This window comes from Mesorhizobium sp. WSM4816 (genome assembly GCF_055811535.1).
Genome location: NZ_JBVVQR010000002.1, coordinates 328832 through 346947, shown reverse-complemented (window position 1 = coordinate 346947; position 18116 = coordinate 328832). Strand labels below are relative to the sequence as shown.

Sequence of the window (18116 nt, the reverse complement as noted above, 5' to 3'; positions counted from 1 at the left end):
GCTCATGGCCTTTGCAGACGGCGAACTTGACGACGCGACTGTCGCAGCCATCGAGAAAGCCATGCAGCCGGATATCGCCAGCCGGGTCGCCCTGTTCCTGGAAACCCGCATTCAGGTCAAAGAGGCACTGATGCCGGTTCTCGATGAACCCGTTCCCGACCGGCTCAGCCAGTCGGTGCAGCGAATGATCGACGAGGCCGAGCGGCGCAGCGTTCCATCGCACGCCAGCGAGGGCGCGCGTGTCGTTGCCTTCAGGGCGAGGGACAATCAGGCGATGCGGCGCCCCCAGGCATCCTGGATCATGCCGCTGGCTGCTTCGCTGGTTGCAGTCGTTTTTGGGTTCGGCGGATATTTTTTTGGGCTTGCCAGCCAAAACCAGCCGCATGGACTTGAGGTGGCAGGGCAGGACAGCCCTCTTTCAGAGGCGCTCGGGCAGGTGGCGTCCGGCGAAGAAACCGTGCTGGCAGGCTCCACCGACAGGATCCGTGCCGTAGCCACGTTTCGCGATGGAACCGGTTCCTTGTGCCGCGAATTTGAAATCGATTCCGCCAACCGCTCGACCGTCATATCCGTGGCGTGCCACTCGGATCATGGTTGGGCGGTGAGTTTTGCCGTCGTTGCGCCCGCACGCGATGGCGGATATGCACCGGCCTCGTCTACGGAAGCGCTCGATTCCTATCTCGCGGCAACTGGAGCGCATGAGCCTCTGTCACGGGAAGACGAGGCGGCGGCATTGAGATCGTTGGGCCCGTAGAAGGCGGGCCCGTGGGCATGCTTTTGGGCGACATGCATTAGAGCCAGTCCAGGCTTCGGCCCTCCAGCCTGAGCAAGCGATCGTGCGGCACATTCAGCCTGGCGGCTTCTTTCTCGGGCATCCCCAGCACCATGCGGAACAGGACGCGCACGACGCCGCCATGGGTCACGCAGACCGTCCGGCGGTCCAGCGCGTCGAACCACGGCTTTACCCGTTCGAGCAGCATTTGATAGCTTTCGGCGCCCTCGCCGGGCGGCAGGAAATTCCACTTGTCGAGGCGCCTCTCCCTGGCCGAGCCGAGATGCCGGGCCTCGAGTTCGGGAAAGGTGAAACCCTGCCAGTCGCCGAAGCTCATTTCGACAAGGCGGGGATCGGAGCGGTAAGCTTGGGGATCGATTCCCATCGCCATGCGAATGCGTTCCATGGTCTCACGCGTTCGCCGCATCGGGCTGGCGACAAAATCGAAATCTTCGGGGTTATCAACGAGTTCGGCCAGTCGACGGCCATTGCCGGTCGCCTGCTCGCGGCCGAGCGGGTTGAGATCGGTGTCGGCCTGTCCTTGCAGCCGGGACTCGGCGTTCCATACCGTCTGGCCATGGCGCGCGATGTAGACGAGCGGATACATCAGGTCATCCGGAGAGCGGTCGAGAGCGTGCGGGAGAGTATATTCGAGGCGGGTCTATTCCTTGACGGTCGAAATATCAGGCGCGTCGACCGCCTTCATGCCGACGACATGGTAGCCGGAATCGACATGGTGGACCTCGCCGGTGACGCCGCGTGAAAGGTTTGAAAGGAAATAGACCGCAGAATCGCCGACCTCCTCTTGCGTCACCGTCTGCTTTAGCGGCGAATTGTATTCGTTCCACTTCAAGATGTAGCGAAAATCGCCGATGCCGGAGGCTGCCAGCGTCTTGATCGGACCGGCGGAGATGGCGTTGACGCGGATTTTCCTGGCGCCAAGGTCGACCGCCAGATAGCGCACGCTGGCTTCGAGCGCCGCCTTGGCAACACCCATGACGTTGTAGTGCGGCATCACTTTTTCCGCACCGTAGTAAGTCAACGTCAGCAGCGAGCCGCCATCGGTCATCAGCGCCTCGGCGCGCTTGGCGATGGTGGTGAAGGAAAACACCGAAATGTCCATCGTGCGCAGGAAATTGTCGCGCGTCGTCTCGACATAGCGGCCTGTCAGCTCGTCCTTGTCGGAAAAGGCGATGGCGTGGACGAGGAAATCGAGCTTGCCCCAACGCTTGGCGATGTCGTCGAATACCGCATCGAGCGTTGTCGGATCGGTCACATCGCAATGGCCGGCGACATGGGCGTTGAGTTCCGCCGCCAGCGGCTCGACGCGCTTCTTGAACGCCTCGCCCTGATAGGTCAGCGCGATTTCGGCGCCATGGTCGACGCAGGCCTTGGCGATGCCATAGGCGATCGACCGATTGTTCGCGACGCCAAGGACAAGCCCGCGCTTGCCGGCCATAATGCCTTGTCCACCCGCCATGTGAGCGCTCTCCGCAAGATTTGCTGCTTCGTGAAGTGGCTATCGCACAGGCACAGAGCCCCTTCAAGCGCTCAAAACGGACGGTGCCCGCCCGGCTGACCTTCCGACCTGGATACCATGCGGCAGTTCTGCAAGCGTAGTTGTGCGTCGAAGCGGTCACTCGATCCTGAAACGAGGCGCATCTGCCGGCGCCGACGCCAAGAGGTCGCGAACAAGTTTCCTTGTCATGAATTCACCGGCGTCTTTCGCATCCGAGATGTCCATGGCGAACGCTCCCGGACCGCCGATCACGTTGGAGCGGAAATATTGCGCAAGTTCCGCATCCTGCCCCAGGACCAATCCGTTGATCGTAAAACCTTGCGCCAGCGCCGCGTCTCGCGAGGATTCTGTTCCGCCCGCGAAATTGTCGGTTCCGTTGGCGCAGATGTTCATGACCGCGCGATCCGTCGCGTGCGGCGATGACGTCAACAGGAGCGAAGCAAAGTCGATCGCCTCCGACATGTCTGTCAGACGATCGTGCATCGCAGCGGGATCAGCGTCGCCGTCGCGATCCTGCTCCATATCGCCGCCTCCGTAATGGGTTCGGTCGATGAGCGTCACCGAAGCGAGCGCCTGAGACACGCGCGCGGCGTCCTCGGCCGAGCCGATGACGGTCCAGGGCACCAACAGGTCGAACTTGCCATCGCTTGACCATGTGAAGACGGCGAGCCCGATCCGACGCCGCGGGCCGGCGGTGGCGGCGCGCAGGAAGTCGGGGTGGACGAGCGCCCGCACGAGCCCGGCCTGCTGGAGCCATTCCTCATATCGGCCGATCGAGTCCGATACGTCGATTGCTGTGACGACATTGGCGTCGGTGCCCGGCACGACCGCGTTGGCCGCTGGCGAAGCGCCGCACAGGAAGACCATCAGTGGCAGGGCGAGGTGAAGGGCGCGCCAGCGGCAACGTTTCGCCGGCATGGCAGGCTTCGACTTCACACCCTGGTGTTCTGAACGACGCCGGAACCAGCGCGTTGGAACGGACGGAAACAGGTGCGACAGCATTGGCTCCTCCCGGAATGATCCCGGGGGTAACGGGCCGGAGCCAAACTTATTCCTCCTGTTCGCGCGGCCGTTTCCGCAATTCGGTTATGTCCGCTTTGAGAATGGCAGGCTCGGATCCATTGCGTGAAGATCCGCATCACGCCCCAGCCCGCGGTAGAGGATGAACGCACAGCAACAGGCGACGGCAATCGACAGCATCTCGCCGCCGTCTTCCGCGTAGCCAACGAGCTTCGAGCCCGTCAGGAAGTGCAGCATGTCAACCACCACGGCATAACCCACAAGACACGCGAACAGCAGCAAAAACACCGATCCGAGGGCTTGTTGCCTCGGTCTGCTTTGCCAGAATGACCACAACAGCGGCGCCAGCAGGCCGAGCGCGACCGCCGACCAGGTGATGATTTCCCCGGTGTCGCGAGCCCGCATGCCCGGCAGCGAAACGAGGTCGAATGTCGCTGCCAGCAGCAGGCCGCCGCGCTCATGGAAACGGGTGGCGTCGTCGAGCGTCACAAAACTGAAAATCAGGGACCAGGCAAGAAACATATGCTCCCTGGTTCGAAGCCAGACGCCGAACAGAAACAGGGCGCAAAGCGCGGCCTGCCCGTAGTTGAACATCTCGGGCAGCGATCCATCCCTGCTGATGTTGAGACGCGCTGGCAGATCGTAGTGTGAAATTCCAACAGATCGAAGCGCCTCGATCGCGAATGGAACGATGATGACGAGGATATTCAGGCATATCACTATCAGCGCGAAAACCCTGCTGAGCCTGTCGTTTCGATACATCGCCCGGATTTCCCCGAACGCATTTTCCAAACTCGATAACGCATGACCCAGCAATCCGACGCGCTCCTTCGTTGCTATTCGTTTGACGGCAATTTCGTTAGTCGACCAAGAGGTCCAGATTGCGGCGGGACGTGCTCCTGGACCGCCCGTCGACGTTCAGCCCGCCCGGCTGAGTTCGGTCCGGCATGGCATGGAAAACGGGGCGGCCGCGGGTTTATTCCGCCCGAGCAAAAGAAAACGCTCTCGGCGACGAGCGATTGACCCGCCTGGCGCAAGCCGGCCACGTTGCGGGCGGGCGTTCGCCATCGAGCGATGTCGCGGAATGCGGCTGAGCCCTGCAGTCGAACAAGACGGACAGGTGAGAGACAGGAGCGTTTGCGGCGCGCGTTGTTGACGCGCCAGGCTAGCGTTTGTGGTTGCGCATCAACGCTTCGAGATCGCTGTCGCCACCCTCAGGCAGCATCAGCCGCACATGCGCGTAGAGATCGCCGTGACCGCCGACTTTTTCCGGCAGGCCCCTGCCCTTCAGCCGCAGGACCTTGTCCGAGCTCGACCAGGCGGGAACATTGACTGCAACCTTGCCGGTCGGCGTTTCGACCGCCACCTTGGCACCGAGCACGGCATCCGCCAGCGCAATCGGCAGGTCGGCGTGGAGGTCGCGGCCTTCGACACGGTAGCGCGGATGCCGCCGGAAGCGGATCTTGACCAGCGCATCGCCCGGTTGCCCCGGCCCTTGCTCGCCCTGTCCTTTCAGCCGGATGGTCTGGCCGTCCTCGACATAGGCTGGAAGCTTGACGGCGACCTTGCGCCCGTCGGGAAACATCGCCGTTACCTTCTCGGCAGTCGCCGCTTCTTCGATGGTGATGTCGAGCGTCACGTTCAGGTCGGCGCCGGACGGCGCCTGCCGGCCGGCGCCCATGCCGGCGCCGCGAGAGAAAGTCTCGCCGAAAATCTGGCTGAAGATGTCGCTGCTGCCGTCGAACGGATCGCCGCTCGGACGGCCTGAGCGAAACTCGAAACGCGAGCCGCCCGGCCCTTGCTGCCGGCGAAAACCGGCGAACGGATCGGCGCCGCCGGCGGCGCCCTCGAAGCCTTGAAAGCGCGGCTTGCCCTCGGCATCGATCTCGCCGCGATCGAAAGCCGCACGGTTCTTCTCGTCGCCAACGATCTCGTAAGCCTGGTTGGCCGCGGCAAACCGCTCCTTCGCCTTGGGATCCGGATTCTGGTCCGGATGATACTCCTTGGCGAGTTTGCGGTACGCCGATTTTATGTCCTTGGCCGATGCGTTCTTGGCAACGCCCAGCACCTCATAGGGGTCGCGCATGCTTCCTGTCCCGGAGAAGGAGTGAGTCCACGATTGCCATCTATATGCGCTCGCATAGGAAGAAATTCCAGTAGCGCGGTCATATGATGGCGGAAAATCAGAGCGCTTTGAAGTCCTGCATCCGCCAGGCGCCGGCGCCGGCCAGGCACACCTCACCCTTGAACAGGGCGACGCCGTCGAAGCTTTCGCGTGAGGCGGTGAAGCGGCGGCAAAGCTGGCCGTTGTCCCTGGACTCCGCCAGTTCGGTGATCGAGCCGCGCGAACCGGTATCGGAATTCGCCCACGGAACGGCCTGCCCGCCAAGTTCCTGGATATCGGCTGAAGACACCGCGTTGCGGATCGTCGCCTGGTCCGAGGCGCGATCCTGGTCGATCGGCAAGGCAGAGGCAGGCGTGCTGCTGGTCAGGATCGTACGGTCGACCTCCGCCTGCTCCAAACTGAAGCCGCCGGCACCGCAGGCGGCAAGCGGCGAGGCGACCAGCACAATCGCGGCCGACTTGACCGCAGCCTGGGCCCTGGCCGAAGCAATAAGGCGCCATTGCCTGCTGTCAAAAAGTTGCGCGATGCGCGACAATCGGCAATCTCCCCCGGCCGGCAATAGAATTTGGAAAAACTATGAGCGAAACTGAGTTAACAAGCGGTGACTTTGCCGAGGCTGCCGAGCCATTCCGCCTGTTTGCCGCATGGCTTGACGACGCGACGAAGAGCGAGATCAACGATCCCAACAGCGTGGCGCTGGCGACCGTCGACGCCGAGGGCATGCCGAACGTGCGGATGGTGCTGCTCAAGGGGTTCGATGAAAGCGGATTTGTGTTCTACACGAATTTCGAGAGCGCCAAGGGCCGCGAGATTCTTGGCAGCATGAAGGCGGCGATGTGCTTTCACTGGAAATCGCTGCGCCGGCAGGTGCGTGCGCGGGGGCCGGTGGAGATCGTTACCGATGTGGAAGCGGACGCGTATTACGCGACGCGTCCGCGCGGCAGCCGCATCGGGGCATGGGCGTCGAAACAGTCGCGGCCGATGGAGAGCCGTTTCGCACTGGAAAAAGCCGTTGCCGAATACACGGCGCGCCATGCGATCGGCGAGATCCCACGGCCGAAACACTGGTCGGGTTTCCGCATCGTGCCGCAGACCATCGAGTTCTGGCACGACCGGCCTTTCCGGCTGCACGATCGCATTGTCTTCTCGCGCAACGCTGAGGGCGGCTGGGACAAGACAAGGCTTTATCCCTGAGCGGGTGGTCCATCAAGCGGCTTCACCAAGGGGGCCGGGGCAATCCTTGCCGAACCACCTTGGTAAACCGCGCCCAGACCAGCCTCAAGACTCTCCTGCCTCCGCCTTGCGAAGCGCTGCCGCCCGCCGTCCAGCAAAATGGGTTTCGGCGTCGGCGTCTTCAACGTCCGGCCGCGTATCCTCGAGCGCCTGCTGAACTTTTGCCCGGAACCAGGCATCATGGGCGTCACTGTTGCTGACAAGTTCGAGCGGCAAGCCGCCCTCATTGGCGGTGCGCGTCAACAAGATACGGACGGCACCGGAACCGTGAGCCCCATGTTTTCCAGAACCGCCGTGGCGCGTTCCTTCACCTCAGCGTCAATTCGGGTCTGGACCAGTGCGTTAGACGGCATGGCAGTCTCCTTCTCTAGCAGACAATGTGATGCATTTGCATGACACATTCCAGGCTCTTGGTCGGCGCGTCTAGGTCCTCTGCACAGTGGTTTTGACAGGTTGCGCCGATCGGCAGCGACCGTCGACAATTCCTCTCAGCCAATTTCAGTGGCAATCGCAAACCTCTAGGATTGGCTGAAACATCCCTCCCTTCGTCATCCCAGGGCAAAGCTAGGAGCGAAGCGACGCGGCGCAGACCCTGGGATGACGAAGACGTGGTGGGAACTAATAGTCCAGCTATCCCTTCTTCCTGGTCATGAAGGCCATCAAGGCAGCGCGGGCCTCGTCGGATTTGAGCCGCTCGCGAAAATGCTCGCTTTCCTGGCCGATGCGGGCAACGAGGTCTTCACGCGAGCCGCGCATCAAGTCACGCGCGATCTTCAGCGCCTGCGGCGGCTTGGCCGCAACCTGCCCGGCAGCGGCAAGCACGGCGGCTTCGAGTTCGTTCTCCTCGACCACTGCGTAGATCAGTCCGGCGGCTTTCGCCCGCTCGGCCGAAAAGCCTTCGCCGAGGCCAAGCAGCGCGAAGGCGCCTTGCCGGCCGAGAATCTGCGGCGCAAGCAGGCTCGACCCGGCCTCGGGGACCAGTCCGAGATCGACGAAGGGCGTGCGGAATAGTGTGCGCGGCGTGGCGAAGGTCAGGTCGCAGTGCAGGTTGAGCGTGGTGCCGATGCCGACCGCGATGCCGTCGACGCCGGAGATCATCGGCTTTTCCGTCCTGGCAAGCGCCATCAGGAAATCCCAGACTTCGGTGCCGCCCTCGCCGCCGGTGGCGACGACCATGAAATCGGCAAGGTCATTGCCGGACGAGAAGGCGCCTGGAACACCGAGGAAGACATGGACGCGGATCGCCGGATCGGCGTCGCCCTCGGCAAGGGCTTTGGACATTGTTGCATACATGGCCCGCGTCAAGGCGTTCTTCTTGTCCGGACGGTTGATGCGGATGATCTGGATGGCGCCCTGGCGCTCGACGAGGATGTGGTCTGTCACGGGTGATCCTTTGTGAAACGCCGGGCTTTTGTGAAACGTCAACCTGGTGGCTGTCAGGCAGAAATCAGTGTCTGGCCGGCAGTGGCAAGGCTGTCGGCGCCGCCGATGACACGCTCCTTCAGCGCGCCCGCCTCGCCAAGCAGGTTTTCGGCGTAAAAACGGCAAACGGCGATGCGGCTTTGATCGGCAAGCGCGCCGCGCGCCAGATAGGCGCCGCCCGCCGCCAGCGAGATCAGCCGCAGATACGGCGTCGCGCCGGCCAGCGCCGCGTCCGAGCGGCCGTCGGCGAGCAGCCCCTGCAGGAAGCGCGTCGCCTGGCTGAGATCATCGAGCGCCTGGTCGAGGCCATCGGCGGTGCGGCCAAAACCTTGAAGGTTCGAGGTCCGCGCTTGATTGGCGACGGCTTTCAGTTCGGCGATGTAGCCATGCACATGCTCGCCGCCGCCAAGCGGCAGCTTGCGCGCCACCAGGTCTATCGCCTGGATGCCATTGGTGCCTTCGTAGATCGGCGCGATGCGCGCGTCGCGATAAAGTGCTGCCGAACCGGTCTCCTCGATGTATCCCATGCCGCCATGAACCTGCAGCCCGAGCGAGGCGACCTCGACGCCGACATCGGTGGAAAAGGCCTTGGCCAGCGGCGTCAGCAGATTGGCGCGCTCCTGCCAATGGACGGCTTCATCGCCGACGGATACGCGCGCATGGTCGATGGCGTGCGCGCAGCAATAGCTGATGGCGCGCGCAATCTGGGTCAGCGCCTTCATGGTCAGAAGATTGCGCTGCACGTCGGGGTGATGGACGATCGGCGCCATGCCGCTGCCATCATAGCTCGCGGCTTTGCCTTGCCGGCGGTCATTGGCGTAGGCGAGCGCCTTCTGCGTGGCCGTTTCGGCGACCGCAACACCCTGCATCCCGACGGCGAGCCGCGCATTGTTCATCATGGTGAACATGCAGGCGAGGCCCTTGTTTTCCTCGCCGATCAGCCAGCCGATCGCGCCGGGGGCGGTCCCTTCGAAACCGTCGCCATAGATCATGGTGCAGGTCGGCGAGGCGTGGATGCCCAGTTTGTGCTCCAGCCCGGAGCAGAAGACGTCGTTGCGTGCGCCAAGCGCGCCATCGTCGCCGATCAGGAATTTCGGCACCAGGAACAGCGAAAGGCCGCGCGTGCCGGCCGGCGCGTCCGGCAGCCGCGCCAGCACGAGATGGATGATGTTGTCGGTAAGATCGTGCTCGCCATAGGTGATGAAAATCTTCTGGCCGAAGATGCGGTAGGTGCCGTCGCCGGCCGGCTCGGCGCGGGCGCGCAAGGCATTCAGATCCGAGCCCGCCTGCGGCTCGGTCAGGTTCATCGTGCCCGTCCATTCGCCCGAGACGAGCTTTTCCAGGTATTTGGCCTTCAGCGCCGGTGAAGCATGCTTGTCGAGCGCTTCGACCGCGCCCATGGTCAGCGTCGGGCCAATACCGAAGGCCATGGCGGCGGAGTTCCACATTTCGAGCGCGGCGACGCCCAGCATGGTAGGCAGCGCCTGGCCGCCGAATTCCTCCGGCGCGGACAGCGCGTTCCAGCCGCCGTCGATCCAGCGGTCATAAAGTTCCTTCCAGCCGGGCGGCATGGTGACGGCAGCGCCGCTCAGCACCGCGCCTTGTTCATCGCCGATCTTGTAGAGCGGCGCGACCTCTTCGCTGGCAAAGCGGCCGGCTTCCACCAGAATGGCGTCGACGAGATCTTCGCCAAGGTCGCCAAAGGTGCCGGCGTCAAGCGCCGGCTTCAGGCCCGCCACATGCTTTAGCGTGAAGGCGATTTCCTCGACTGGTGCCCGGTACATGCCGCTCCTCCTCCGTCCGGCAGGGAAACTTAATATCCGTGCCGACACAAAACCATTCGCTTTTGGGTCGCCTCCCGCCTTCTTTTTACGTAAACGTCAATTTTTGTCACGCAGATTTTGCAATTGGAGCTGTTCACGCTAAAATCGGCAAAAAGCCGGACAACTCGACCGGCGACAGCTCAAGAATACCGGATCGGACCGCCCGTGCTCGCCAGACCTGACGCTTATCGCTGCATCGAGTGCGGCCTGCCCTATCGAGCGGCAGGTTTTTGGCACCATCGGGGCAAGATCGAGGACGGCGCCGCCTATTGGTCGGATCGCGGCATCCTGTGTTCGCCGCAATGCTCGCTGGCCCATCACCGCAAGCGCCAGGCTGAGGGGACGCTGCCGCAAGCGCCGGCGCCGGACCCGTTCCACCCGCTCGCCCTCCGTTGATGACCAGCAAAGCCATCCCCGGCACGATTGCGGCGGTCGCCGCGGGCCGCCGAAAGTATTTCCTTAACCATGGCGGTTCAGGATCAGGCTTTGGCCACCAAGGATCTGCTGTTTGAAGCCGCCGGCGCACCCTCTTCGCCGCCCAGGACTCCTCGCCGTCGCGACCGTGATGGCAATGGCGTTGGCGCCGGCACAAGCCTCGGACTTCTCCGCGCCCTGGAAGAAGACCAACCGGGCGCTGGTGATCGACGCCTACGAATACAATCCCATCGATTGGGCCGAGCTTGCCACCGACAAGCGCATCGTCGGCTTCATCAACAAGGCCTCCGACGGGATGCCACCAGCGTATTTCTGTTTCGGCGACGAGACCGCGACGCGGCTCTGCAAGGCGCTGTGGAAGCGCCATGCGGTGGCACAGGAACTGTTCCAGACGCGCAAGGTGGTGGCCAAGGCGCTCGGCCTGAAATGGGGTGCTTACCATCTCGCCCGCCCGGGCAACCCCGTTGGACAGGCCAACAATTTCATCAATTTCGCGAGACCTGGTCCGGACGACCTGCTCGCCCTCGACATCGAGGATGACGACCCGACGAAATGGATGTCGCTCGAGGATGCAGAGGAGTTCGTGCGACATGTGCATCGGCGGATTGGCCGTTTTCCGGTGCTCTACACCAACGGCAAGACCGCCAAGCACATCGCCGACAACAGGTACAAATACCGGCTGCTGTCGCGGCTGCCGCTCTGGTATGCGCGCTACAAGCCCGACATCGGCGTGCATTTTCCGATGGGCAACTGGCAAGGCTACGCACTCTGGCAGTTTTCGGCAAAAGCCAATTGCGGCCGGTTCCGCTGCCCCTATCGGGTGGCTGGCACGCCGAACGACATCGATGTCAATGTCGCACCGATGGATGCCGCCGCCCTGCGCGCGCAATGGCCGTTCGGCGGCCTGATCGACGCGCAGCCGGATTACCTCGCCTCGATACCGCTGCCTCTCTCGCGGGCGGCCGGCCTTGCCGGCAATGTCACCCTTACCTATGCGACCGTGGCGCCGCCGCCGAGCTTCACCGAAATGGTCGCCATGTTCAGCGCGGGCTGGGCCAAGTTCCGCGGCAGCTTGCAAATGCCTGCCGTAGGGACAGCGCTGCGTCTTCCGCGCCGGATCGCCGACTATCTGGGGTGGCTGCGAAAGGAAAAGCCCTCCGCATCGGCCGTTGAAGCCGCGCCCACCGATCCGGTCAGCACTGCGTCGACCGAGTTGGATCGTCGCCCCCGTTAATCTTGCCCCGCTGATCTTGCCCCCGCTAATCTTGCCCCCGCTAAATCTTGTACGTCAGCGCGCCTGCTCGCGGGCCACGGCCTGCCAGCCGATGTCGCGGCGGCAAAAACCTTGCGGCCAATCGATCCGATCGAGCGCCGCGTAGACTCGTCGCTGCGCCTCGCCGACCGTGCCGCCGGTCGCCGTGACACCGAGCACACGGCCGCCATTGGCGACCAGCGCGCCGCTGTCGATGGCGGTGCCGGCATGAAAGATCTCGACGCCTTCGCCTGCGGCCTGTTCGACGCCGCGGATGACCGAGCCCTTTTCCGGCGTGCCGGGGTAACCCCTTGCCGCCATCACCACGGTGAGCGCCGCCTCGTTGCGCCAGCGCACTGAGGTATGTGCAAGCTGGCCGTCGGCGGCAGCGTTGAGCAGGACCAGGAGATCGTCCTTCAGCCGCATCATCAGCACCTGGCATTCCGGATCGCCGAAACGGGTGTTGTATTCGATCAGCTTCGGCCCATCGCCTGATATCATCAGCCCGGCAAACAGCACGCCGGAAAACGGCGCGCCAAGCTCGGCCATGCCGCGCATGGTCGGCTCGATGATCTCGCGCATGGTGCGGTCGATCATCTCCGGGGTCATCACCGGGGCCGGCGAATAGGCCCCCATGCCGCCGGTGTTCGGACCGACGTCGCCGTCACCGAGGCGCTTGTGGTCCTGCGCGGTGCCGAATGGCAGCGCGGTGACGCCGTCGCACAGGCAAAAGAAGCTCGCCTCCTCGCCGGTGAGAAACTCCTCGACGACCACCTCCGCGCCGGCCTGTCCGAAGGACCCGTCGAAACAGGCATCGAGCGCTGCCAGCGCCTCGGCCAAATTCATGGCGACGGTAACGCCCTTGCCGGCGGCGAGGCCGTCGGCCTTGATGACGATCGGCGCGCCCGTCTTTTCGACATGGGCCCTGGCCGACGCCAGATCGCCGAAGCGGCCATATGCGGCGGTCGGGATGTCGTATTTCGCACAGAGATCCTTGGTGAAACCCTTAGAACCTTCCAGCCGCGCCGCCGCCCTGGACGGGCCGAAGACGCGAATGTTTTCAGCGCGGAGGTCGTCGGCAATGCCGGCGACCAGCGGCCCTTCCGGCCCGACCACGACGAGGTCGATCTTTTTCTCCGTGCAGAACCGGGCCACCGCCGCATGATCGGCAATGTCGAGCGTCACCAGTTCGGCTTCGCGGCCGATGCCGGGGTTGCCGGGCGCCGCGTAGAGCTTGGTCAGCAGCGGCGAGGCCGCGATCTTCCAGGCCAAAGCATGTTCGCGGCCGCCGGAGCCGATCAACAATACGCGCATGCCCAGGTCCCTTGCCATTCCACGATCAGAACTGCGCTATTGCGCCCCGTACGATGGGTCAAGACATTTGGAAGACTTTGAGCGCAATTCCACACGGGAACGTGGAATGGTTCGGCCCGCTTGACGCTTGACGGCGTTCGCCGCTGCTGCCACTTCAGCACAATGGAACCCATCCAGTCGAAAGCAGCCCAGGGCCGCGTCGCCGATGCGCCGAGCGGCCACTGGGTCTACCGCATCCTGCCACGCCTGACATGGCCCTATGCGCAGCTTGCCCGGTGGGACCGGCCGATCGGCTGGCAGTTGCTGCTGTGGCCATGCTGGTGGTCGGCAGCCCTTGCCGCGAGTGCCTATCCACGCCCTACTGATCCCCTGCTCTCGCTGCTGCCGGCGCCATGGTATCTCGTGCTGTTCCTGATCGGGGCCGTCGCCATGCGCGGCGCCGGCTGCACCTACAACGACCTGGTCGACCAGGACATCGACAACCAGGTGGAACGCACGCGCTCGCGGCCGCTGCCGGCGGGAAAGGTCACGCGCCGGCAGGCCTGGGCGTTTCTCTTGATCCAGGCACTGATTGGACTCGCCGTGCTTCTGCAGTTCAACAGCTTTGCCGTCCTGCTCGGCATCTGCTCGCTCGCCGTCGTCGCCATCTACCCGTTCATGAAGCGATTTACCAATTGGCCGCAACTGGTTCTCGGCCTTGCCTTTTCCTGGGGTGCTCTGATGGGATGGGCGGTCGAGTTCGGCGATCTCGATGGCCCGGCCGTCATGCTCTATATCGGCTCGATCCTGTGGGTGATCGGCTACGACACGATCTATGCGCATCAGGACAAGGAAGACGACGCCATCGTCGGCGTGCGCTCGACCGCACGCCTGTTCGGCGACAACACCAAGACCTGGCTCGTCGGGTTTTATGGCGGAGCGCTGGTCTGCTTCGCCGTCGCCTTTGCGGCGGCGCAGGCGCCGGTGCCGGCGCTGGCCGGGCTGGTCGCGGCCGGCGCCCATATGGCGCGGCAGATCACCGTGCTCGACATCGACGATCCCGACCAGTGCATGCTTCTGTTCAGGTCGAACAACCAGGTCGGCTGGCTGGTCTTCCTCGGCCTGATCGGCGGTGCGTTGTGGGTGGCGCTGAAGCCGCTGGTGTAGCGGCTTTTTTCCTTCTCCCCTTGTGGGGCCGAAGGGCGGGCGAGGCCCGTGACTCGCCCCGGGCGGTGGATCGGCGCGTAGCGCCGAGACGGTTGTTGGAACAAATGAGTCGTTCGCGTTTCCTGGAACACCCCTCATCCGGCCGCGGAGCCTGTCCTCGGGCTTGCCGGAGGCAAGACCCGTGGGCGGCCACCTTCTCCCCTGTGGCCCCCTTGTGGGAGAAGGGAAAGCGCTCGCTCTATTCGTCGCGCGAAATAATTTCCTGGCCGCCGATCACCAGCCTGAGGCCGAGGGCGCCGGCCCTGCGGCGGGCGAGGAAGCGCGGACGACGCATGGTCGAAAGCCGACCCCTGCGACGGTCCTGCGCGGGTAATGTCTTGATGGCGACGCCAAGCGATTCCTCCAGGGTGCGGGCGATGCCGTCGGATTCGATCAGAAGCATCGGCAGACGGTAGGCATCGGCCCAGGCGCGCCAGTCGGCGGCGACATCCTCGAGATCGTCGGCCACCAGCAGCGGCACCGAAAGCATCGGATCATTGTGCAGAAGCTCCAGCGTCACCGTGACATTGCCGTCCGGGTCCTCCATTGCGCGGGCTGCCACGCCACGAAACGCATTGGCGGGCAGAGCGATGAACGCCGGCAGGCCGCTCATCTCCAGCACGCGGCGAATGACGGCGCCACGATGGTCGATGGTGAAGGTAACGTCGCCATAGTCGTCGCGCGTCGCGTAGCTCACCACCTGCGGCAGGCGGAGTGGGTCGAGGCGCATATTGCGCCCAGCCCAGACTGGCTTCAGTCCAGTGTTCATATCGTGCCTTTCCTGTCTCTCCTGAGAGCCGGTCTTCCGGTTCTCCGGGCCGGTTTTTCCAGCCTCGTTGTGGGGAAACATTAGCGCGGGCTTCTTATCGCAGCGCTTAAGAAAGTCGGTTAAATTTTGCTGATCTCGAGGCGATGGTTATCGGAATGCAACCATTCACAAGACGGCGAAAGGATCAGATAACCTTACCGGGATTCATGATGCCGGCCGGGTCGAAGGCCGTCTTCACCCTGCGCATCAGTTCGATCGCCATCGGCGGCGCCGTCGCGATCAATTCATCCCGCTTCAGCTGGCCGATGCCGTGCTCGGCCGAGATCGAGCCGTGAAGGCTGCGCACGACAGCGTGCACGGCCTTGTTCATGGCATGATAGAGCCGGAGAAACGCTTCGTCATCGCCGCCGATCGGCCGGGAGATGTTGTAGTGGAGATTGCCGTCGCCCATGTGGCCGAAACACACCTCGCGCGCACCGGGGCTGACCGATTGAACGGCGCCGGCTGCCTTTTTTATGAATTGCGGGATGGCCGCCACCGGCACGGAGATGTCGTGCTTGATCGAGGCCCCTTCGGGCTTCTGCGCCTCGGGCAGCAGCTCGCGGAAATTCCAGAAGGCATCGCCCTGCGCGATGCTCGCCGCAATCACGGCATCGCCGACGATCTCCTGCTCGAGGCCGGCTGAGAGCACCTCCTCGATCAGGGCCCTCGCATCCTCAGCCGAGCGGCCCGAAGAGATCTGCATCAGCACATACCACGGCCAATCCCCGGACAGCGGCCGCACGACGCCTGGCGCGTGCAGCAGCGTAAAATCGTAGGGCCTCTGGCCGATCAGCTCGAAAGCAGTGAGTGCGGCACCGGCGCGATCCATCGCCAGGCTGAACAGGGACAGTGCCGCCTCAGGTGACGACAGGCCGGCAAAAGCCACCTCGCGCCCCTTGGGCTTTGGGAAAAGCTTGAGCACGGCGGCGGTGATGACGCCGAGCGTGCCTTCCGCACCGATGAACAGGTTTTTTAGATCGTAACCGGTGTTGTCCTTCTTCAGCTTGCGCAGATCGTCGAACACCTCGCCGGTCGGCAGCACCACCTCGACGCCGAGGCACAGCTCGCGCGCATTGCCATAGGCGAGAACGCCGGTGCCGCCGGCATTGGAAGAGAGATTGCCGCCGATCTGGCAGGAGCCTTGCGCGGCAAGCGACAGCGGAAACAGCCGGTCGGCGGCATCGGCCGCTTCCTGCAGCGTCTGCAGGATGACTCCGGCCTCGACGGTGACCGTGTTGGACAGGACGTCGATCTCGCGGATGCGGTTCAGCCGCGACAGCGACAGCACGATCTGGCGGCCGGACGTGTCCGGCACCTGCGCGCCGACCAGCCCGGTGTTGCCGCTTTGCGGCACGACCGGCGTTCCCGTCTCGGTTGCCAGCTGCATGATGCGGCTGACCTCGTCGACGCTGCCGGGCCTCAGCACCAGCGCCGTCCGGCCATGCCACAGGCCGCGCCTCTCCGTGAGGTAAGGCGCGATATCCTGCTGGTCGCGAAGCGCATATGTGTCGCCGACGATTGCCGCAAAGCGGTCGATGATGGCGGGGTCGATATCCCTTGAGATGTCGTTCATGGATGGGAAACTATGGTGCTCCATCGATCTTGTCACGAGGGGCGGCGGCGCGCGAAAGCCGGTCGTTGATCGCCTCGCCCAGCCCGTCGGAGGGGATCGGCTCGACGGCGATTGTCTTGGCGCCGCTGCGATCGAGATCCTGCATATGGGCAAAGAGGTTGGCCGCGGCCTCGCGCAGGTCGCCGGTTGCGGACAGGTTGCGCAAGGCGGCGGCGCCTTGCCAGCCTTCGGCACGGCGGGGGCCGAACGCCAGCAAGGCTTCGCCCTTTGCGACTTTTGCGGCGTTGACCCGCACCGCAGCACCCGGCGCGTAATGCGAGGCGAGCATGCCCGGCGCCTCGATGCCCGCCGCGCCGCGCCGCAGCTTCATGCCAGCGGCCGCTTCGATCTCTTCGGCGGCAATGCCGCCCGGCCGCAGCAGCCGCAGCTTTCCGCCCTCTATCTTCACGATTGTCGATTCGACCCCGACCGACGTCGCGCCGCCATCGACCACCAGCTTGATTTTTGGACCGAGATCGGCGGCCACGGCCTCGGCCGTTGTTGCGCTGATCCTGCCTGAGGAATTGGCGCTGGGCGCTGCAAGCGGGCGTCCGAGCCTGGCGATCAGTTGGCCACCAAAGCCTTTCGGCATGCGCAGCGCGACCGTATCGAGCCCGGCGGTGACCAGCGGATGAATGCCGTTGCCGGGCCGCTGCGGCAGCACCAGCGTCAGCGGTCCCGGCCAGAATGTCTGCGCCAGGCTTTTCGACACGGGATCGAACAGCGCGATGCGCTCAGCCATCGCCAGATCGGCGACATGGGCGATCAGCGGATTGAAGCGCGGCCGGCCCTTGATCTCGAAGATGCGCGCCACGCCAACGCCATTGGTGGCATCGGCGGCCAGCCCGTAGACGGTTTCGGTCGGAATGGCGACGACATCGCCGCCTTCGAGCAGCGCCAGCGCCCGCTCCATCGCCTCGCCGGCGGCAAGTATCTCAGCCACTCTCATCACCTTACAGAAGCGGGACCTTACGGATGTCGGTGCGTAATACGGTGACGTTCACGGGGCAAGTCCGGGCGGAAGCGAATTGCCAATCGCTAAAATGCCAGCTTTCCTGGCAAGCCCGCATCAATTCCCGGACGCTATGGTGCCGGCCTGTTGGGCAAGGGGAACTATCATGGTCTGGGTGCGTATTTTGGGGGCGCTTGGCCTCACTCTGGCGGCGGGCACAGCACAGGCTTCGTCCTTCGTTGTTCCCGGTGCACCATCCTCGACCCCGTCCGTCATCAGGCTCGGCGCGCCTGAGCCGGCGAAGGTGGCTGGCAACTCCTCGACGCCATCGATCGTGGCGCTCGGCGAACCAGTGCCCGATGTCACCTATGAAAAAGTTTCTGCGATCCCGAGCCAGCCCGAGCCCAAGCATGATTTCACGCAAAGCCCGATGATCATTCGCGGCGGCATCGTCGGTGACGCCTTCACAAAGCCGGCGCCCAGCCCCGCACCTGCTGCGGCAACTGCTGCCGCAGCGCCTGCGGCGGCCACGAAATCCGACAAAAAAATTACCGCAACGAACAGCCCGCCCGAGCCCGCAACACCGCAACCAACGCCCATCCCCGAGATCGACCAGGCCAGATAGAAGTTCGCAGCCAGGA

18 protein-coding genes and 1 pseudogene are annotated in these 18116 nt (G+C 64.0%); 6 read left to right on the top strand and 13 right to left on the bottom strand.

Annotated elements, in window-relative coordinates:
- The first annotated feature begins 4 nt into the window (after positions 1-4).
- Positions 5-754, top strand: a complete 750-nt coding sequence (locus tag AC0L3H_RS03755) for an anti-sigma factor family protein (protein ID WP_473584547.1) — start codon at positions 5-7, stop codon at positions 752-754.
- A gap of 37 nt (positions 755-791) precedes the next feature.
- Here the strand turns inward: AC0L3H_RS03755 and AC0L3H_RS03750 are convergent, their stop codons facing one another.
- The 6 genes from AC0L3H_RS03750 to AC0L3H_RS03725 form a co-directional block, all read right to left on the bottom strand.
- Entirely contained in the window at positions 792-1379 is a 588-nt protein-coding gene (locus AC0L3H_RS03750) for a histidine phosphatase family protein (protein WP_473584546.1), read from the bottom strand.
- A 54-nt stretch (positions 1380-1433) separates the two neighbouring features.
- Entirely contained in the window at positions 1434-2252 is an 819-nt protein-coding gene (gene fabI, locus AC0L3H_RS03745; protein WP_473514711.1) for an enoyl-ACP reductase FabI, read from the bottom strand.
- A 156-nt stretch (positions 2253-2408) separates the two neighbouring features.
- Positions 2409-3209: a DUF1194 domain-containing protein gene (locus tag AC0L3H_RS03740; protein ID WP_473584545.1), complete on the bottom strand. Its 801-nt coding sequence runs from the start codon at positions 3207-3209 to the stop codon at positions 2409-2411.
- A gap of 168 nt (positions 3210-3377) precedes the next feature.
- On the bottom strand, positions 3378-4127 hold the full coding sequence (locus AC0L3H_RS03735; protein ID WP_473584544.1) for a hypothetical protein: 750 nt from the start codon (positions 4125-4127) through the stop codon (positions 3378-3380).
- A 349-nt stretch (positions 4128-4476) separates the two neighbouring features.
- A complete protein-coding gene (locus AC0L3H_RS03730; RefSeq protein WP_473491799.1) occupies positions 4477-5397 on the bottom strand; it encodes a DnaJ C-terminal domain-containing protein in 921 nt (306 codons plus the stop codon).
- Positions 5398-5494: 97 nt separating this feature from the next.
- Entirely contained in the window at positions 5495-5971 is a 477-nt protein-coding gene (locus AC0L3H_RS03725; RefSeq protein WP_473584543.1) for an RT0821/Lpp0805 family surface protein, read from the bottom strand.
- A gap of 41 nt (positions 5972-6012) precedes the next feature.
- Between AC0L3H_RS03725 and pdxH the strand changes: the two genes are divergently transcribed.
- Complete coding sequence (gene pdxH / locus AC0L3H_RS03720; RefSeq protein ID WP_473491802.1) at positions 6013-6630, top strand: pyridoxamine 5'-phosphate oxidase; 618 nt, start codon at positions 6013-6015, stop codon at positions 6628-6630.
- Positions 6631-6714: 84 nt separating this feature from the next.
- Here pdxH and AC0L3H_RS03715 read toward each other — a convergent pair.
- The 3 genes and pseudogenes from AC0L3H_RS03715 to AC0L3H_RS03705 form a co-directional block, all read right to left on the bottom strand.
- Positions 6715-7022 (bottom strand): annotated as a pseudogene (locus tag AC0L3H_RS03715) (type II toxin-antitoxin system RelB/DinJ family antitoxin).
- Between the two features lie 277 nt (positions 7023-7299).
- A complete protein-coding gene (locus AC0L3H_RS03710) occupies positions 7300-8052 on the bottom strand; it encodes a crotonase/enoyl-CoA hydratase family protein (protein ID WP_473584542.1) in 753 nt (250 codons plus the stop codon).
- A 53-nt stretch (positions 8053-8105) separates the two neighbouring features.
- Complete coding sequence (locus tag AC0L3H_RS03705) at positions 8106-9875, bottom strand: acyl-CoA dehydrogenase (protein ID WP_473584541.1); 1770 nt, start codon at positions 9873-9875, stop codon at positions 8106-8108.
- 204 nt (positions 9876-10079) lie between these two features.
- On the opposite strand from AC0L3H_RS03705, the gene AC0L3H_RS03700 reads away from it, so the two are divergent.
- Both AC0L3H_RS03700 and AC0L3H_RS03695 read left to right on the top strand, forming a co-directional pair.
- Entirely contained in the window at positions 10080-10310 is a 231-nt protein-coding gene (locus AC0L3H_RS03700) for a hypothetical protein (protein ID WP_128179850.1), read from the top strand.
- 169 nt (positions 10311-10479) lie between these two features.
- Positions 10480-11583: a glycoside hydrolase family 25 protein gene (locus AC0L3H_RS03695; protein ID WP_473584540.1), complete on the top strand. Its 1104-nt coding sequence runs from the start codon at positions 10480-10482 to the stop codon at positions 11581-11583.
- 54 nt (positions 11584-11637) lie between these two features.
- Here AC0L3H_RS03695 and purD read toward each other — a convergent pair whose 3' ends face one another.
- Positions 11638-12915: a phosphoribosylamine--glycine ligase gene (gene purD / locus AC0L3H_RS03690; RefSeq protein ID WP_473584539.1), complete on the bottom strand. Its 1278-nt coding sequence runs from the start codon at positions 12913-12915 to the stop codon at positions 11638-11640.
- A gap of 162 nt (positions 12916-13077) precedes the next feature.
- On the opposite strand from purD, the gene ubiA reads away from it, so the two are divergent.
- Positions 13078-14061: a 4-hydroxybenzoate octaprenyltransferase gene (gene ubiA / locus AC0L3H_RS03685; RefSeq protein WP_473584538.1), complete on the top strand. Its 984-nt coding sequence runs from the start codon at positions 13078-13080 to the stop codon at positions 14059-14061.
- 238 nt (positions 14062-14299) lie between these two features.
- On the opposite strand, the gene AC0L3H_RS03680 is transcribed toward ubiA, so the two are convergent.
- From AC0L3H_RS03680 to AC0L3H_RS03670, 3 genes are all read right to left on the bottom strand, one after another.
- A complete protein-coding gene (locus AC0L3H_RS03680) occupies positions 14300-14869 on the bottom strand; it encodes a DUF6101 family protein (RefSeq protein ID WP_023799370.1) in 570 nt (189 codons plus the stop codon).
- Between the two features lie 184 nt (positions 14870-15053).
- A complete protein-coding gene (locus AC0L3H_RS03675; protein WP_473584537.1) occupies positions 15054-16484 on the bottom strand; it encodes an FAD-binding oxidoreductase in 1431 nt (476 codons plus the stop codon).
- Between the two features lie 10 nt (positions 16485-16494).
- Positions 16495-17466, bottom strand: coding sequence for an L-threonylcarbamoyladenylate synthase (locus AC0L3H_RS03670; protein WP_473584536.1), 972 nt, complete (start codon positions 17464-17466; stop codon positions 16495-16497).
- A gap of 175 nt (positions 17467-17641) precedes the next feature.
- On the opposite strand from AC0L3H_RS03670, the gene AC0L3H_RS03665 reads away from it, so the two are divergent.
- Positions 17642-18100, top strand: a complete 459-nt coding sequence (locus tag AC0L3H_RS03665; RefSeq protein WP_473584535.1) for a hypothetical protein — start codon at positions 17642-17644, stop codon at positions 18098-18100.
- The last annotated feature ends 16 nt before the right edge of the window (positions 18101-18116 follow it).

Coding starts and splice junctions, on each gene's coding strand:
- AC0L3H_RS03755 (WP_473584547.1), top strand. CDS start 5: ATGGCCTTTGCAGACGGCGAACTTGACGACGCGACTGTCGCAGCCATC.
- AC0L3H_RS03750 (WP_473584546.1), bottom strand. CDS start 1,379: ATGTATCCGCTCGTCTACATCGCGCGCCATGGCCAGACGGTATGGAAC.
- fabI (WP_473514711.1), bottom strand. CDS start 2,252: ATGGCGGGTGGACAAGGCATTATGGCCGGCAAGCGCGGGCTTGTCCTT.
- AC0L3H_RS03740 (WP_473584545.1), bottom strand. CDS start 3,209: ATGCCGGCGAAACGTTGCCGCTGGCGCGCCCTTCACCTCGCCCTGCCA.
- AC0L3H_RS03730 (WP_473491799.1), bottom strand. CDS start 5,397: ATGCGCGACCCCTATGAGGTGCTGGGCGTTGCCAAGAACGCATCGGCC.
- pdxH (WP_473491802.1), top strand. CDS start 6,013: ATGAGCGAAACTGAGTTAACAAGCGGTGACTTTGCCGAGGCTGCCGAG.
- AC0L3H_RS03705 (WP_473584541.1), bottom strand. CDS start 9,875: ATGTACCGGGCACCAGTCGAGGAAATCGCCTTCACGCTAAAGCATGTG.
- AC0L3H_RS03695 (WP_473584540.1), top strand. CDS start 10,480: ATGGCAATGGCGTTGGCGCCGGCACAAGCCTCGGACTTCTCCGCGCCC.
- purD (WP_473584539.1), bottom strand. CDS start 12,915: ATGCGCGTATTGTTGATCGGCTCCGGCGGCCGCGAACATGCTTTGGCC.
- ubiA (WP_473584538.1), top strand. CDS start 13,078: ATGGAACCCATCCAGTCGAAAGCAGCCCAGGGCCGCGTCGCCGATGCG.
- AC0L3H_RS03680 (WP_023799370.1), bottom strand. CDS start 14,869: ATGAACACTGGACTGAAGCCAGTCTGGGCTGGGCGCAATATGCGCCTC.
- AC0L3H_RS03675 (WP_473584537.1), bottom strand. CDS start 16,484: ATGAACGACATCTCAAGGGATATCGACCCCGCCATCATCGACCGCTTT.
- AC0L3H_RS03665 (WP_473584535.1), top strand. CDS start 17,642: ATGGTCTGGGTGCGTATTTTGGGGGCGCTTGGCCTCACTCTGGCGGCG.